The organism is Aliidiomarina sedimenti (assembly GCF_003986955.1).
GTDB classification, from domain to species: Bacteria; Pseudomonadota; Gammaproteobacteria; order Enterobacterales; family Alteromonadaceae; genus Aliidiomarina; species Aliidiomarina sedimenti.
In genome coordinates, this window is record NZ_PIPN01000003.1 from 396,785 (window position 1) to 413,129 (window position 16,345).

Consider the following 16,345-nt stretch of genomic DNA (forward strand, 5'->3'; position numbering starts at 1 on the left):
AGACGCTATGCAGCACCTGACTCCCCGGTCACATGACTGGCAGACCTTGCCCCAGCCATTACGCGACCAGGCTGAACAGCACTGGGCCGCGTACCTTGAAGCGCAGCAACCCGATGCGGAGCGAGAGCGGACGCTGGGGCGTTGGCTGCCCTGGGTATTTGCGCTGAGTGACTTTGTCGCGCGGGTGGCGATTCGCTATGGCGAAGAGGCGGTGGCTGAGGTGTATCGCCGCCAACCAGGAAACCATCAGACGTCGCTGGCTGACTTGTTAAGTGATGTCAGTGACGATACCCAGGCAATGGCGATTATTCGTCGCTACCGGCATATCGAGCTGAGCCGGCTGGCGTGTCAGGACTTACTCGGTGAACTGAGTGTACCGGACTTTCTGGAAGCCAACAGCGCTCTGGCGGATGCGCTGATAGAGCAGGCCTGTCAGTGGCTGCAACGGCATTATCAACCACGTTGGGGGCTCGCCTACGATGACAATGACGAGGTCATGCCGCTGGTGGTGATAGCCATGGGCAAGCTCGGTGGCTGCGAGCTGAATTTCTCCTCTGACATTGACCTTATTTTCTGTTTTGAAGCAGAAGGCGAAACCCGTGGTGGACGGCAATCGCTTGAACACAGTCTGTATTTTACCCGCATGGGGCAAAACCTGATTAAGCTGCTGGGCCAGCAAACGGTGGATGGTCAGGCGTTTCGGGTCGACATGCGCCTGCGCCCTTTTGGTCAGTCAGGCCCGATGGCGGTGAGCTTTTCCGCACTGGAGGATTACTATCAGGAGCAGGGGCGTAACTGGGAACGCTATGCGATGGTCAAGGCGCGTTACCTGAACGCCACTGAGCGCGTGCAAGAGGTGCTTTTTCAGTTGTTACGGCCGTTTGTGTTCCGCCGTTACATTGATTACAGCGCCATCGAAGCGTTGCGCAAGATGAAGCTGCTGATTAACCAGGAAGCGCGGCGCCGCGGCGTCAGTGCCAATATTAAGCTGGGCCCGGGCGGTATACGTGAGGTTGAATTTATTGCACAAACCTTTCAGCTGATTCGGGGCGGCCGCGACATTGATTTGCAGACCCGCTCGCTGCTCAAGGCGCTGCATGTATGTGAAAAACTGAATTTGCTGAATGAGGACAGCGTCGCCGAGCTGCATTATGCCTATTTGCTGCTGCGTAAGGTGGAGCACGTGCTGCAACAACTGCGTGACGAACAGACCCAGACTTTGCCGTCGGATGACACGGATCGAATGCGCGTCGCCGTGGCCTGTGGCTTTGACAGCTTTGAGCCATTGCTGGAGGTGATTAAACAACAAATGCAGTGCGTTCATGGTCATTTCCTCAATGTGGTGGGGGGCGAAGAGGATCTGGAGGATGAAGATGACAGTGAACTTGCCATTCTGTGGCAGGATCTACTCGACGACGAGACGGCTCAGGATGTACTGGCAGACGCTGGGGTCAGTGATGTGGAAGGCTGGTGGAAGGAAATCAGTGATTGTCGGCGCGATGTGCGCAAAAAAAGCCCGGGTGTGCGCGGCCGCGAGTTGCTGGCTACCGTAGTGCCCCGGCTCATTGAACGTGTGCTTGAATGCGAGGGCAACAGTGAGCTGTTGAAACGGGTTTTTACCATTTTGCAGACGATTGCCTCGCGCACCGCCTATCTCGATTTACTGGCCAGTAACAAGGGGGCGCTTAAACAGCTGGTGATTCTGTGTAAAGCGAGCCCCTGGATAGCGCATCAGATCCAGCGCTATCCGCACTTGCTGGATGAATTGATCGACCCGCAGCAACTGTATGACCTGCCTGTACTGACCAGTTATCGGGCCCAGGTGCAGGAATTTTTGACCCGCATTCCGCAGGATGACATGGAAGCGCAAATGGAGGCCCTGCGCCAGGTTAAACAGAGCTTTCAGCTCAAAGTGGCGGCGGCGGATGTGAACGATGCTGTGCCTTTAATGAAGGTAAGCGACCATCTGACTTACCTCGCTGAGGCGGTAATTGAACAGGTAGTCTGGATGGCCTGGCAGCAGCTGACCGACCGCCATGGTGCACCACCGGGGCGGGACACCCACAATACCGGTTTTGCGGTGATCGCATACGGTAAGTTGGGCGGTATCGAACTTGGCTATGGCTCGGATCTGGATTTGGTGTTTGTCTGTGATGAGATCCCCGAGGTACAGACCCAGGGGCCTAAACCGATTGACGCCCAACAGTTTTATTTGAGGCTGGCGCAGCGTGTGTTGCACCTGTTTACGACACGAACCCTGAGCGGCGTGCTGTATGAGGTGGATATGCGCTTGCGGCCGTCCGGTAGCTCCGGCTTGATGGTGGTGCAGCTGAGTACCTACGCCAGTTATCTGCAGGACGATGCATGGACCTGGGAGTTACAGGCACTGGTGCGGGCGCGAATGGTGTTTGGTCACGATGGCCTGGCCAGACGGTTTGCCTCGATCCGCGCGGAGCGACTGCAGCAACCGCGGAAACTGGACGTGTTACGCAGCGATATTTGTGCGATGCGGGAAAAAATGCGCGGCCACCTGTGGCAGTCACGCCAGGGGTATAGCGACATTAAACAGATGCCAGGGGGCATGACCGATATCGAGTTTATTACCCAGTTTCTGGTGCTGGGCTATGCGCAGCAATACCCTCGGTTATGTGAATTTACCGATAACGTACGGATTCTTGAGGTAGCGGCGGAGCATGACTTAATCAGCGACGACGATGCTGCGGCGTTAATCAGCAGCTATAAAGTGTTTCGGGCCAAAGTTCACCGGCTGGCGCTGGCAGAGCAGGGCGGCTTGACTGAACACGACTTTAGCCAGCACACGGCCATGGTAAGTGCTATCTGGCAGCGCTTGCTGGAAGCGGATTCAGTCAACCCAGACGGTTAGCTTAAGTTGTGGTAGTAACTGGGTAAATCCGGAGCTGGCCGGGTTTTATAGCGCCGGTGCATCCACATATAGAGTTCAGGCTGGATGGCAACTGCCCGTTCTACTTCCTTATTCACGTTGCAGGCGTCCTGGAATTCGTCGCCGCTGGGAATGGTGTGAGTTGGCGGGTAGAACAACAGACGGTAGCCGCGTCCTTTAGGTAAACGTTCGAGTACGGTGACCAGCGTGGTCGCATTTTTCACATTGGCAAAAATACTGGTGCCGGTCGTTGTACAGGCGTCTTCGACATCGAACAGAGGTGCGAATACACTGCGTCGCGGGCCGTAATCCTGATCCGGTAAATAACCAGCAATTTCGCCATCCTTCAACGCCCCAATCATGCCACGGACGTCCTTGCGGTCGACCATGTATTTGTTGCTGCGGCTACGCCCTTTGGTTTGCAAATATTCCATCAGCGGGTTGTTATGCGGGCGGTAAAGCCCGACCGAGGGTTCGAACAGTCCGACGGCGCGGGCGTGTACTTCAAGATTCAGAAAGTGGAACAGGAGGACAAAGGTGCCGCGACCCTGATCAAGGTTTTTCTGTACATGCTCCCAGCCTTCGACCTTAATCTTACGTTTCAGTCGCCAGTCCGGCCACCACCAGGCAATACCCGTTTCAAACAAGGCGATGCCGGCGTTTTTAAAATTTTCTTTGAGGAGTTTTTCGCGTTCGTCCCCGGGCATATCCGGAAACGACAGCGCGAGGGTGCGACGAGCTACTTTGACCCGCTTGGGGGCAACTTTCATCAGTAGCCGACCGACGGCTTTACCCATTGCCAGCTGCAGGCGATAAGGCAACCATGACAGCGCGTACAGAAAGCTGACCATCAACCAGGTGGGCCAATAGACTGGCAGTAAAAAGCGAAGTTTAAAACGGGGCAGACGGACTGCGCGCTTGTCTTCAGTGGTGCTCATTCAGATACCTTATGTTTTCCGGCAGAACTTACCAGAAGAACCAAATTAATAGCAAACCAAGCAGGATACGGTAGACCACAAATGGTTGCATGCCGATTTTACGGATAAAAGCGAGGAAATAATGAATGCACAGGTAGGCGCTCAGGCCAGAGACCACTGCACCCACTACCAACGCCAGCCAGTCTACGTCGGTGTCCGCCTGCACCAGCCCTAACGTCTCGTAACCGCCAGCGAGGGCAATGACCGGGATAGAGAGCAAAAACGAAAAACGGGCGGCGGCTTCGCGGGACAGACCAAGGAAAAGCGCGGCGGTGATGGTAATGCCTGATCGCGAGGTGCCGGGGATCAAAGCCAGCGCCTGAGCGAGGGCGATGCAGAGCACGTTCCAGCGTGACATCTGGTATTCACTGCGGTTGCCGCGATGGCGCCAGTCTGCGATACCAAGGACGATACCGAAGCCAATCAGCCCGGCGGCGACGACCAGAGGTGAACGCAGTGTCGACGAGATGACGTCGTTGAACAGTAAACCTGCTACTGCCACTGGAATGGTGGCCAGAAGAACCGCCCATGCCAGCTTGCCGTCTTCGTCAACCTGGCGGGTGCGAAGCGACTGAACCCAGGCCCACCACATGCGCGCAATTTCGTGGCGAAAGTAAATAACGACCGCACTCAGGCTACCAATATGCAGGGCGACATCGAAGGCGAGGCCTTGGTCCTGCCAGCTGGTAACAACCGGAACCAGTAATAAATGCGCTGAACTCGAAACCGGTAGGAATTCGGTAAGACCTTGAATAATAGCGAGAATTATAACGTGCAATAAATCCATATGTGGCACTCAATGACGAACAAATAATAAAAAGCCGGCGCGAAGCCGGCTTATGGTAACCGATTTTTGGCTAGTCGTCTTGCGGGGCAGGACGCAGTGCGTCGTTGATAGCAAAAAGTTCGTCTTCACTGATAGTGCCGGCGGCCTGTTGCAGCTGCAAAATACCCTGAATGTAGCCGTAGCGGGCTTCAGACAGATTGCGACGGGCGTTAAACAGGTTGCGGGTGCTGTCGAGCACATCGACGATGGTGCGGGTTCCCACTTCAAAGCCAGCCTGGGTGGCATTAAGTGCACTGTCGGCAGAGACCACGGCCTGTTCGAGAGCGTTTATGGTCGAAATATTGGCGACGACGTCAAGGTACGCGCTGCGTACTTCGCGTTCAACGGCACGGCGGTTTTCTTCCAGGGTCTGACTGACTGCAACATAGTCACTGCGGGCTTCTTCGGTGCTGGCGACCGTACGGCCACCACTAAACAGTGGCACGTTCAGTTGTAAACCGATGGAGCTTGAGTCCAGCCCGTCATAGCTGCGGCCACCGCCATAGTTTACATCGCGGTTGCCATAGCTGGCGGTCAGGCTAACCGTTGGGTAGTGGCCTGAGCGGGCCAGTTCGATGCGCTGGTCGGCAATTTCAAGGCCACTGCGGCTGATCAGCAGCTGCAGGTTACGTTCGTGAGCTAAATCGACCCACTGTCGCGGTGATTCAGGTTGTGGCGTGACGGGTTCGAATAATTCAGTATTCAGTACATGCACATTCTGATGCTGGCGTCCGGTAATTTCACGCAATGCTTCATAGGCGATTTCAACCGAGTTCTGAGCCTGAATTTCACGGGCCAGAGCCTGGTCATACTGCGCCTGAGCTTCATGCACGTCAGTTACCGCAGTCAGACCGACTGAAAAGCGGTGACGGGTTTGATCGAGCTGGCGCTCAATGGCACGTTTTTCAGATTGGGCAAATTCAAGATTATCGCGCGCAGCGAGGATCGAGAAATAGGCGTCGGTGACACGTAGCATGAGTTGCTGACGGGTCAGTAAGTAGTTGACCTCGGCCTGATAGGCTTGTTTTTCAACGATGCCAGTGGCACGCCAGGTGCCCAGGTTAAAAACTTCCTGACTAAGGGTTAATTCACGGTTGAAGGTACGCGAACTGCTACCGTTGATCGCAGTGACGGGTTCTCCGTCGGGATCATCAGGGTTGACCACATTAGCGGTACTGTCTGAGTCGTTATAGTTATAGCCAAGGCGAAAGCCGATTTGCGGATACCAGTCGGCTCGTGACACATCAACAGCAGAACGGGCGGCGTCACGCTCGGCAGATGCACGCAATAACTGAGGATCGTTTTCCAGCGCCATACGATAGATATCGGTCAAGTCTGTGGCGTTGGCTGTCAAACCGGAAAGGCCAAGCCCTAAGCTTAGCGCGAGTGACAGGATTTTGATTTTCATCGATCGTTTCCTTCAAAGTAGTATTGAAAAACACCGCGTTGCGCTGGTTTTCGCTTTGTATGTTTTTTCTTTTGCTTTGTTGTTTGCTTTTTTGAAACTGCCGCCATGTTAGCGCGTTTTTATAGAAAAGCGTATGCTAAACGCACTTTCTGAGCCCGGCCAAGTGTAACAGAATGTTTGGATGAAACATGGCCGAATCGTTAACAGGTATAGAATCTACGGTGACTTAATTGATGAGAGTAAAGTTTTCGGGCAGTGATGTGAAGGTATTAGAAAAAAAGCCGTTGCACCAGGGGTTTTTTAAGACCACCTTGTACCGTTTGCAGCATAAGCTGTTTCGCGGCGGCTGGAGTGAAACCATTGAGCGTGAGGTGATGGATCGCGGCCACGCGGTGGTAGTGTTACCTTATGATATGGAACGCGACGAGATAGTGATGCTGGAGCAGTTTCGGGTTGGGGCTATCGCCACCAGCGAAACGCCCTGGTTGCTGGAACTGGTCGCCGGTATGACTGAGCCGGGGGAAACAGTCGAGGCTGTAGCCCTGCGTGAGCTTGATGAAGAAGCGGGTTTAACCAGTGACAGGCTGCGTTTTGCGCTAAGTTACCTGTCCAGCCCGGGCGGGCTGACGGAACGGATTTATATTTACATGGCGCGGGTTGATGCCCGGCGAGCCAGCGAGTACGGTGGCCTGGCGAGTGAGCATGAGGATATCCGGGTGCAGGCAGTCACGCGGGCCGATGCGATGCAATTACTGGATGAAGGTAAAATAGATAATGCAGCGACGGTCATTGCGTTACAATGGCTGGCCTTGCATAAAGAAACGCTGTGCAACGAGTGGGCACAGGAGTAGACCGGGTAATCAACCCAGGAGTAGTATGAATAAGAAGCGCTACGTCCCTGATTTACGTGAGCTGCAAAGTTTGGCTGAACGCAATTATGCGGCGGCCTGTGGTTTGCTGGCGGACGAGTATCAGCAGGGCGACGTGCGGCAGCTGACGTTGGGCGAAGGGCTTAACTTCAGCGTTACCATATTAACCGCAGCGCCTTACACAACCGACATTAAAGTTGAACAGCAAAGTGCAGCGGCGGACTACCTTAAGTCCAGTTTTGTGGTGCGGCTGTATCATGACATGCAACTGGCGGAGATGATTTCCAGCCAGGGCCTGGAGCGTTTTGCAGCGACTTATGAACAGCCAAATCCGCAGATGCACCAGCGCGACGAGAAACGGCAGATTAATCATTTTCTGGCAGACTGGTTACGGCTTTGTTTTCACCGCGGACACTGGCATGATGTAGCTATCTCTACGAGCGGCACAACTTTCGAGTTTCAGGTAAAAAGATAACTCAGGTAAACAATACTAATGACAGATTATAAAGCAGATGCCATTGAGGTCCTCAACGGCCTTGAGCCTGTGCGACGTCGCCCGGGCATGTATACCGACACCTCGCGCCCTAACCATCTGGCGCAGGAAGTAATAGACAACAGTGTGGATGAGGCACTTGCCGGCCATGCGCGATCAATTAAAGTCATTCTGCATACCGACCAGTCGCTGGAAGTCATCGACGACGGACGCGGCATGCCGGTCGATGTTCACCCGGAAGAAGGATTGCCCGGGGTCGAATTGATCATGACCAAGCTGCATGCTGGTGGTAAGTTTTCCAATAAAAACTATCAGTTTTCCGGTGGTCTGCACGGTGTCGGGATCTCAGTGGTGAATGCGTTGTCGTTGCGGGTTGAAGTGACCGTTAAGCGCGATGGCCAGGTTTATCAGATGGCGTTCGAGAACGGCGACAAGGTCAGTGAGCTGGAAGTGACCGGCACTGTGGGCAAACGCAATAGTGGAACCACGCTGCGCTTCTGGCCCGACGTAAAATATTTTGATTCGCCTAAATTTTCGGTGCGCACCCTGATGTATCAGCTGCGCGCCAAGGCGGTGTTGTGCCCGGGGCTGGCAATTACCTTTATTGACCATAACCAGAGCCTGGAAGAGAACTGGCTGTATGAAGGCGGTTTGCAGGATTATTTATGCGAAGCGGTGGACGGCTTTGAACGTTTACCACAGGAGCCTTTTATTGGCACTTTTAGTGCCCGCGAAGAGGCGGCTGAATGGGCGGTGACCTGGCTGCCTGAGGGCGGCGAAGGTCTGCATGAGAGCTACGTCAACCTGATCCCGACCGCACAAGGCGGTACCCACGTAAACGGGCTGCGCCAGGGGATGCTCGAAGCGCTGCGTGAATTCTGCGAGTTTCGCAACCTGTTACCGCGAGGGGTCAAGCTAACGCCGGAGGACATCTGGGAGCGCTGCAGCTTCATTCTGTCGATAAAAATGGCTGACCCGCAGTTCTCGGGACAAACCAAAGAGCGTCTGTCATCACGTCAGACCGCCGCGTTTGTTAGCGGTGTGGTAAAAGATGCCTTTAGCCTGTGGCTCAACGAGCACACTGATTTAGCGGAACAGATAGCCGAGCTTTGTATTAACAATGCTCAGCGACGCATGCGCGCGAGCAAAAAAGTAGTGCGCAAACGGGTGACCTCGGGGCCTGCATTACCTGGTAAATTAACCGACTGTTCGACCTCGGACACCATGCGTGGCGAACTCTTTCTGGTCGAGGGTGACTCGGCTGGTGGTTCAACCAAGCAGGCACGGGACCGCGATTTTCAGGCGGTGATGCCGCTGCGCGGAAAGATCCTCAATGCCTGGGAGGTAGACCCGGATCAGGTGCTGGCGTCGCAGGAAATTCATGATATTTCGGTGGCGTTAGGGGTCGACCCGGGCGCCGCTGATTTGACCAAACTGCGCTACGGTAAAATTTGTATCCTCGCCGATGCGGACTCTGATGGGTTGCACATTGCGACCTTGCTCTGTGCGCTCTTTGTGCGCCATTTCAGACCGCTGGTTGAGGCGGGTCATGTCTATGTGGCGATGCCACCGCTGTACCGTGTGGATGTCGGCAAAGAGGTGTTCTACGCGCTGGATGAAAGCGAAAAACAAGGCATTCTGGATCGAATTGAAGCGGAGAAAAAGCGCGGTAAAGTCAACGTGCAACGCTTCAAAGGCCTTGGTGAGATGAACCCGCTGCAGTTGCGTGAAACCACCATGGACCCCAATACCCGGCGCCTGGTGCAGTTGACGGTGACAGATAACGAACAGACCGATGCGCTGATGGACATGTTGTTGGCGAAGAAACGTTCAGGTGATCGCAAAACCTGGCTGGAGTCAAAAGGAAACCTGGTGGAGCTTGCCTAAACAATGAGTACTATGGTTGAAAGCACAGAACAAATGGAACTGCATCGCTTTACTGAAGATGCCTACCTGAATTATTCGATGTACGTCATTATGGACCGTGCGTTGCCACATATTGGCGACGGTCTGAAGCCGGTCCAGCGGCGTATTATTTACGCCATGTCTGAGCTTGGCCTGTCGGCCCTGGCCAAGTATAAAAAATCGGCGCGTACCGTCGGTGACGTATTGGGTAAGTTTCATCCCCACGGTGATTCCGCCTGTTATGAAGCCATGGTGTTGATGGCGCAGCCGTTTTCCTATCGCTACCCGCTGGTCGATGGCCAGGGTAACTGGGGCTCACCGGATGACCCTAAGTCGTTCGCGGCGATGCGTTATACCGAATCCCGTTTGTCACGCTTCAGTGAAGTTTTATTGTCTGAGCTGGGGCAGGGCACGTCGGACTGGGTACCAAACTTTGACGGTACCATGAATGAACCTAAGGTGCTGCCAGCCCGTTTGCCACATATTCTGTTGAATGGGATAACCGGCATCGCGGTCGGCATGGCGACGGATATTCCGCCGCATAATGCCCGCGAACTGGCCAGTGCCTGCTCACTGTTACTGGATAAGCCAACCGCTGATCTGGATGAAGTGATGGAGCACGTGCACGGGCCTGACTACCCCACCGACGCGGAAGTTATTACCCCGCGCAAGGACCTGGCACAGATTTACCGCACTGGTAAAGGGTCGATCCGGATGCGCGCGCGCTACAAAATGGAAGACGGCGAAATTGTTATTGATGCGCTGCCGCATCAGGCATCAGGCGCACGCATTCTGGAGCAGATTGCGGGGCAGATGCAGGCGAAAAAACTGCCATTGGTAGCAGACTTACGGGACGAGTCAGACCATGAAAACCCAACCCGACTGGTGGTGGTGCCGCGTTCGAACCGGGTCGACACTGACCAGCTGATGGCGCATTTGTTTGCGACCACGGATCTGGAAAAAAGTTATCGGGTCAATCTTAATATGCTCGGCCTTGACGGCCGGCCGCAGGTTAAGCCCCTCGTTACTATCTTAGGTGAGTGGCTGCAATACCGTATTCAGACGGTGACCCGGCGCCTGCAATATCGTCTGGATAAAGTCGAAGCGCGGCTGCATATTCTGGAAGGTTTGCTGATAGCGTTTCTGAATATTGACGAAGTGATTGAGATTATCCGCAGCGAAGACAAGCCTAAACCTGTGTTGATGGAGCGCTTTAAGCTAACGGATACTCAGGCCGAAGCGATTCTGGAACTGAAATTACGCCACCTGGCGAAGCTCGAAGAGCATAAGCTACGTGGTGAGCAGGACGAACTGGCAAAAGAGCGCGAGCATCTGGCTAAGTTGTTAGGGTCAGAGCGTCGTTTAAAAACGCTGGTGAAAAAAGAACTGCAGGCCGATGCCGAGAAGTATGGCGATGCACGCCGTTCACCGCTGGTTGAACGTGGTGAAGCCAAGGCATTCAGTGAGCGCGAACTGGCGCCTTCAGAGCCAGTAACGGTGGTTCTGTCGAAGAAAGGCTGGGTGCGGGCAGCGAAAGGCCATGACGTTGATGGTGCTGCCCTGGCGTATAAGTCAGGCGATGAGTTTCTTGCCAGTGCGAAAGGGCGCAGTAACCAGCCTGTGGTCTTTATTGATTCCTCAGGGCGCAGTTTTAGTTGTGAAGCACACACCTTGCCATCAGCACGGACCCATGGCGAACCGGTGACCGGACGTTTCTCGCTGGTCAGTGGTGAGTCGATTGAGCGGGTTCTGATGGGGGCTAACGAGCAGTGTTATCTGGTCGGTTCGGATGCCGGCTACGGCTTTGTGACTAAGTTCAGCGATATGCAGAGCCGGGTCAAAAACGGCAAGGCGCTGCTTAGCCTGCCGAGTGCTGCCAAGGTTCTGGCGCCAGTGCCGGTGCATACCATTGAGCACGACCGGGTGGCCATTGTGTCCAATGAAGGCCGTCTGCTGGTATTCCCGCTCAGTGAGATGCCGCAGCTGAGTAAAGGCAAGGGCAATAAAATGATCAGTATTCCCTCTACCCGGGCAAAAATGCGTGAAGAGTATGTGTGTGCCATGACCATACTGCCGCAGGGCGCCGGACTGACGGTGATGGCTGGCAAGCGCAAGTTATTGCTCAAAGCCAGCGACCTGGAACACTACGAAGGCGAACGGGGACGCCGGGGCAACAAACTGCCTCGCGGTCTGCAACGGGTGGATGCCTTATTCGCTGAAGTACCAGCGGGTGACAAGTCGATCCAGGCGGACAATGAGCCGGACGAGGGTGTAGTGGAATAAAAAGATCACACCTGTACGCTGAAGGCAGTTTTTTTCAGCGTACAGGTGTATACTGTGCCCTTTTCGCGACTTGAGAAGGTTTCATGTTAGCCGTAGTTCGACTTTTAATTCTGGCCGTATTTTTTGTAGTAGTGGGTGTATTGGGTTGTTTGTTCTGCATTTTGCGACCTTTTCACCGCAATAATACTGCATTTGTTTCGCATGTTTTTGGCCGCATGCACCGTTTATTTGGCTTGCGACTTATTATTCGCGTCCCAGAAGGTCTGCAAGAGCAGGGGCCTTTTGTCTACATTGCCAACCATCAGAACAGCTATGATATTTTTACCATGAGCCGTTCGCTGTTACCGGGCACGGTAACGATTGGCAAGAAAAGCCTGAAATGGATCCCATTCTTTGGCCAGCTTTACTGGCTGTCCGGAAATATCCTGATTGACCGCAAGAATAAAGGGCGCGCCCACGGCACGATAGGTACCGCTGCAGCAGCTATTCGCCAGCGCAAGCTGTCGGTGTGGATGTTTCCTGAAGGCACCCGTAATTATGGTCGTGGTTTGTTGCCGTTTAAAACCGGTGCATTTCACACTGCGCTGCAGGCGAAGGTGCCAGTAGTGCCTGTATGTATGTCGACAACCCATAATCAGGTAAGCCTTAATCGCTGGCACAATGGCACTGTGATTATCGAGTTTTTACCGCCGATAGAAACCGCCAACCTGAAAAAAGAAGGTGCGCGTGCGTTAATGCAGACCGCGCATGAGCAAATGAGTGCTAAAATAGCCGAACTGGACGCTGAAGTGGCGTCGCTGGATAACAACCTTCCGCGAAAAAAATAGGAGTGCCCCATGGCCGACCCCGACTATGACGTACTGGACAGTGAACAGTCCTGTCGTGCGTTTACCCGTGAAACCCTGGCTGAACTGAAAGAAGTGGGCGCTGACATGGATGAGCCACATTTGATTGAGCATCATTTATTCGGCGTGGATTTCGACAAGCTGGAAAAGGCCGTGGTTGAGCTGGCTAAGAAGGGCTTTGAAGTCGAAGATGCCGACGAAGTGGAGATGGAAGATGGCAGCACCGGCTATTGTTGTGATGTGATGACAGAAAGTGTGCTGCAACAGGACGAAATTAATGAGCAAACTGATTTAATTTTCAGCCTGGTGGTAAAATTTGACCTTGAGTATGATGGCTGGGGCACCTATTTACCTGAGCTGGATGGTGATGAATACGAAGACGATGACGAGCCGGTGATGCACTAGCGGTGAGGTTCAGCGTTCGAGTTTAAGTCCAATAAAAAAGCCTGAAGCTTTGATTGCTTCAGGCTTTTTTGTATCCGCCGCCGTGGTAGCTACGGACAGGGTTAGCGCCGCTTACATGGCGGCTATTTTCGCCCGCTGCTGCTCCAGCGTGGTTAGCGTTTCCTGTTGCTCAACCAGTTTGGCCCGCTCTTTATCAATTACCGCAGGCGGTGCTTTGCTGACAAAGTTGTCGTTGTTGAGCTTGCCTTCAACCCGCTTGATCTCGCCCTGCGCTTTATCAATGGCTTTATCAAGGCGCGCCAGTTCAGCGTCCTTGTCAATCAGGCCGGCCATAGGAATATGAAGTTCCAGTTTGCCGACCAGCGCGGTTGCTGAGGCAGGGCCTTCGTCGTTGGCTCCAAGGAACTCAATGCTTTCCAGTTTTGCCAGCGCTTTTAAGAAGCTGGCGTTGTCATTCAAACGACGGCTGGCGGTGTCATCGGCATGCTTAATCAGCAACGGCAGTGCTTTGTTTGGTGAAATGTCCATTTCCCCGCGCACGTTACGAATGCCTTCGATGACCAGCTTAAGCCATTCCAGATCAGCCATTGCCTGGGGGAAGCGTTCTGCTTCAACCATCGGGAAGGGTTCTACCATGATGCTTTGGCGCGCGCTGGTGTCGATGCCCGCGACCACAGCGACACGTTGCCAGATGGCTTCGGTAATGTAGGGGGTGATTGGGTGCAGCATGCGCAGCAGCTTCTCTAAGGTTTGCACCAGGGTACGGCGGGTCCCGCGTTGCTGTGCTTCAGTGCCGTTAAAGAGCACTGGCTTGGTCAGCTCCAGGTACCAGTCACAGAACTGGTTCCAGGTGAACTCGTAAGCAATACTGGCGGCCTGATCAAAACGATAGGTGTCCAGTGCTTTGCGGAAGTCCGCGACCACTTTGTTAGTGCGCTCGATAATCCACTGGTCGGCCAGCGACAGCTCGATATCGTCATCAGCGGCATGTACACCGCAGTCATGCTCTTCGGTGTTCATCAGCACATAGCGGCTGGCGTTCCATAGTTTGTTGCAGAAATTACGGTAGCCTTCGAGACGCTTCATGTCCCAGTTAATATCACGCCCGGTTGATGCCAGTGCGGTGAGGGTAAAGCGCAGCGCATCGGTGCCGTGGGCGGTAATGCCTTCAGGGAATTCTTTGCGTGTGCGTTTGGCTATTTTATCTGCCAGTTTGCCCTGCATCATGTTGGCGGTGCGTTTCTCTACCAGTTCATCGGCGCTGATGCCGTCGATCATATCCAGCGGATCAAGCACGTTACCTTTCGACTTGGACATCTTGTTGCCTTCGTCGTCACGTATCAGCCCGGTCACATAGACTTTTTTGAACGGCACCTGTGGCTGGCCCTGCTCGTCTTTGAGGAAGTGCATGGTCATCATGATCATGCGTGCGACCCAGAAGAAAATGATGTCAAAACCAGTGACCAGAACATCCGTCGGGTGAAAGGTCTTCAGATCCTCAGTGTTTTCAGGCCAACCCAGGGTAGAGAACGTCCACAAGGCGGATGAGAACCAGGTATCCAGTACGTCGTCGTCCTGTTTCAGCACCACGCTGTCACTCAGGCTGTGCTTCTGGCGTACTTCAGCTTCGTCGCGGCCGACATAGACGTTACCGTCTTCGTCATACCAGGCCGGGATACGGTGGCCCCACCATAGCTGGCGCGAGATACACCAGTCCTGAATGTCACGCATCCAGGCAAAGTACATATTTTCGTATTGCTTTGGCACGAACTCGATACGACCGTCTTCAACCGCTGAGGTGGCTTCTTTAGCCAGCGGCGCGACACGGACGTACCACTGATCGGTCAGGTAAGGTTCGATAACGACACCGGAACGGTCACCCATAGGGACCTTATTGGTGTGTTTTTCGATTTTCTCGAGTAAGCCTTTTGCTTCGAATGCCTCAACAATAGCCTTACGCGCCACGAAGCGGTCAAGGCCGGCATACTCAGCTGGCAGACTGGTGTCAGCATCAGCCAGTGGTTCGCCGTTGCTGCTGTAGATTTCCGCAGCGGTGAGCAATTGCGCGTCGTCATTGAGCACATTGATCAATGGCATGCCGTGCTTTTTACCTACTTCATAGTCGTTGAAGTCATGGGCCGGGGTGATTTTCACGCAACCGGTACCAAATTCAGGGTCGACATACTCATCGGCGATAATCGGAATGCGGCGGCCGACCAACGGCAGAGAAATGTATTTGCCGTGCAGGTGCTGATAACGCTCGTCGTCCGGATGAACCGCAACACAGACATCACCGAGCATGGTTTCAGGTCGGGTGGTAGCAACGATCAGGTAATTAGCACCTTCAGCTGTGGTCGCGCCGTCGGCTAACGGGTAGCGTAAATGCCACAGGCTGCCGTCGGTGTCGATGTTCTCAACTTCAAGATCTGAAATAGCGGTTTTCAGCTTGGGATCCCAGTTCACCAGGCGTTTGCCACGGTAAATCAGATCATCTTCAAACAAGCGAACAAAGACTTCCTGGACCGCTGTGGAGAGGCCTTCGTCCATGGTAAAACGTTCGCGTTCCCAGTCGACTGAGTCGCCTAAACGACGCATTTGCTGGGTGATAGTGCCACCGGACTCTTCTTTCCATTCCCAGATCTTATCAATAAAGGCGTCGCGGCCTAATTGGTGCCGGGTCGGTCCGCCTTCTGCCGCCAGTTTGCGCTCGACCACCATCTGCGTAGCGATGCCCGCGTGGTCACTGCCCACCTGCCACAAGGTGTTGTTGCCATCCATCCGCTTATAACGGGTCAGAGTGTCCATGATGGTGTGCTGAAACGCATGCCCCATGTGCAGGGACCCGGTTACGTTCGGCGGTGGGATCATAATGCTGTAGGACTGGCCTTGCCCACTGGGCTTAAAGTAACCCGCCTGTTCCCAGGTGTCATACATGGACTGCTCAATGGCGTGCGGAGAGTACGTCTTATCCATAATATCCTTCAATTAATCGTTGGCGGTCAGGGTGGCCTGCTCGGTATGCAGAGCGATGCCAAACTGACGATATTGCTTATAGCGTTCGCGGGCGAGGGCACGCGCCGTATCGTCCTGAGGAACAAAATCTATGACCTGCTGGGCGCGTTGCGCGACAGAGGGTACTTGCTGGCTGAGGTTAATCAGCAATGGCCAGGGTTTGCCCTGACTCGCAGCCGGCCAGCTGACCTCGACCGGACAGCCTGAGGGCGGGCCTTCACCGGTTAAACTATGCGGAACAAAGGCCTGCGCCGGTAGTTGCCAGAGCAACTCGTCGATAGCCTCGGCCTGGTTTTTGTCGCTTGCCATGACCAGCACCCGACGGCCCTGCCGGAACGCGTCGCTAACCTGCTGACAGACGAAGGGTAACAGGTTGTCGTCCCCGATGCTGTCGAGCAGGTAAAAGCGCGCATGAGCCAT

The 16,345-nt window shown here is 54.2% G+C and carries 12 protein-coding genes; 7 read left to right on the forward strand and 5 right to left on the reverse strand.

Annotated features, from left to right (window positions below; all coding sequences use genetic code 11):
• Positions 1 to 7: 7 nt before the first annotated feature.
• A complete protein-coding gene (gene glnE / locus CWE12_RS08765) occupies positions 8 to 2,884 on the forward strand; it encodes a bifunctional [glutamate--ammonia ligase]-adenylyl-L-tyrosine phosphorylase/[glutamate--ammonia-ligase] adenylyltransferase (RefSeq protein WP_126789314.1) in 2,877 nt (958 codons plus the stop codon).
• Here glnE and lpxL read toward each other — a convergent pair.
• From lpxL to tolC, 3 genes are all read right to left on the reverse strand, one after another.
• Positions 2,881 to 3,840: an LpxL/LpxP family Kdo(2)-lipid IV(A) lauroyl/palmitoleoyl acyltransferase gene (gene lpxL / locus CWE12_RS08770; RefSeq protein WP_126789315.1), complete on the reverse strand. Its 960-nt coding sequence runs from the start codon at positions 3,838 to 3,840 to the stop codon at positions 2,881 to 2,883. The two genes, glnE and lpxL, sit on opposite strands and share 4 nt — an antisense overlap.
• 28 nt (positions 3,841 to 3,868) lie before the next feature.
• Entirely contained in the window at positions 3,869 to 4,666 is a 798-nt protein-coding gene (locus CWE12_RS08775; RefSeq protein WP_126789316.1) for an undecaprenyl-diphosphate phosphatase, read from the reverse strand.
• Positions 4,667 to 4,736: 70 nt separating this feature from the next.
• Entirely contained in the window at positions 4,737 to 6,113 is a 1,377-nt protein-coding gene (tolC, locus tag CWE12_RS08780; RefSeq protein WP_126789317.1) for an outer membrane channel protein TolC, read from the reverse strand.
• A gap of 233 nt (positions 6,114 to 6,346) precedes the next feature.
• Between tolC and nudF the strand changes: the two genes are divergently transcribed.
• The 6 genes from nudF to rraB all read left to right on the forward strand — a co-directional run bounded on the left by nudF (position 6,347) and on the right by rraB (position 12,913).
• Positions 6,347 to 6,964, forward strand: a complete 618-nt coding sequence (gene nudF, locus CWE12_RS08785; RefSeq protein ID WP_126789318.1) for an ADP-ribose diphosphatase — start codon at positions 6,347 to 6,349, stop codon at positions 6,962 to 6,964.
• A gap of 25 nt (positions 6,965 to 6,989) precedes the next feature.
• Positions 6,990 to 7,457, forward strand: coding sequence for a DUF1249 domain-containing protein (locus tag CWE12_RS08790; protein WP_157981832.1), 468 nt, complete (start codon positions 6,990 to 6,992; stop codon positions 7,455 to 7,457).
• A gap of 18 nt (positions 7,458 to 7,475) precedes the next feature.
• A complete protein-coding gene (parE, locus tag CWE12_RS08795; RefSeq protein WP_126789320.1) occupies positions 7,476 to 9,362 on the forward strand; it encodes a DNA topoisomerase IV subunit B in 1,887 nt (628 codons plus the stop codon).
• A 3-nt stretch (positions 9,363 to 9,365) separates the two neighbouring features.
• On the forward strand, positions 9,366 to 11,663 hold the full coding sequence (parC, locus tag CWE12_RS08800; RefSeq protein WP_126789321.1) for a DNA topoisomerase IV subunit A: 2,298 nt from the start codon (positions 9,366 to 9,368) through the stop codon (positions 11,661 to 11,663).
• Between the two features lie 83 nt (positions 11,664 to 11,746).
• Entirely contained in the window at positions 11,747 to 12,490 is a 744-nt protein-coding gene (locus CWE12_RS08805) for a 1-acylglycerol-3-phosphate O-acyltransferase (protein ID WP_126789322.1), read from the forward strand.
• 9 nt (positions 12,491 to 12,499) lie between these two features.
• Positions 12,500 to 12,913: a ribonuclease E inhibitor RraB gene (gene rraB / locus CWE12_RS08810; protein WP_126789323.1), complete on the forward strand. Its 414-nt coding sequence runs from the start codon at positions 12,500 to 12,502 to the stop codon at positions 12,911 to 12,913.
• Positions 12,914 to 13,024: 111 nt separating this feature from the next.
• Here the strand turns inward: rraB and CWE12_RS08815 are convergent, their stop codons facing one another.
• Entirely contained in the window at positions 13,025 to 15,886 is a 2,862-nt protein-coding gene (locus CWE12_RS08815) for a valine--tRNA ligase (RefSeq protein ID WP_126789324.1), read from the reverse strand.
• A 12-nt stretch (positions 15,887 to 15,898) separates the two neighbouring features.
• Positions 15,899 to 16,345 (reverse strand): DNA polymerase III subunit chi, encoded by a 447-nt coding sequence (locus tag CWE12_RS08820; protein ID WP_126789325.1) that lies wholly within the window; start codon positions 16,343 to 16,345, stop codon positions 15,899 to 15,901.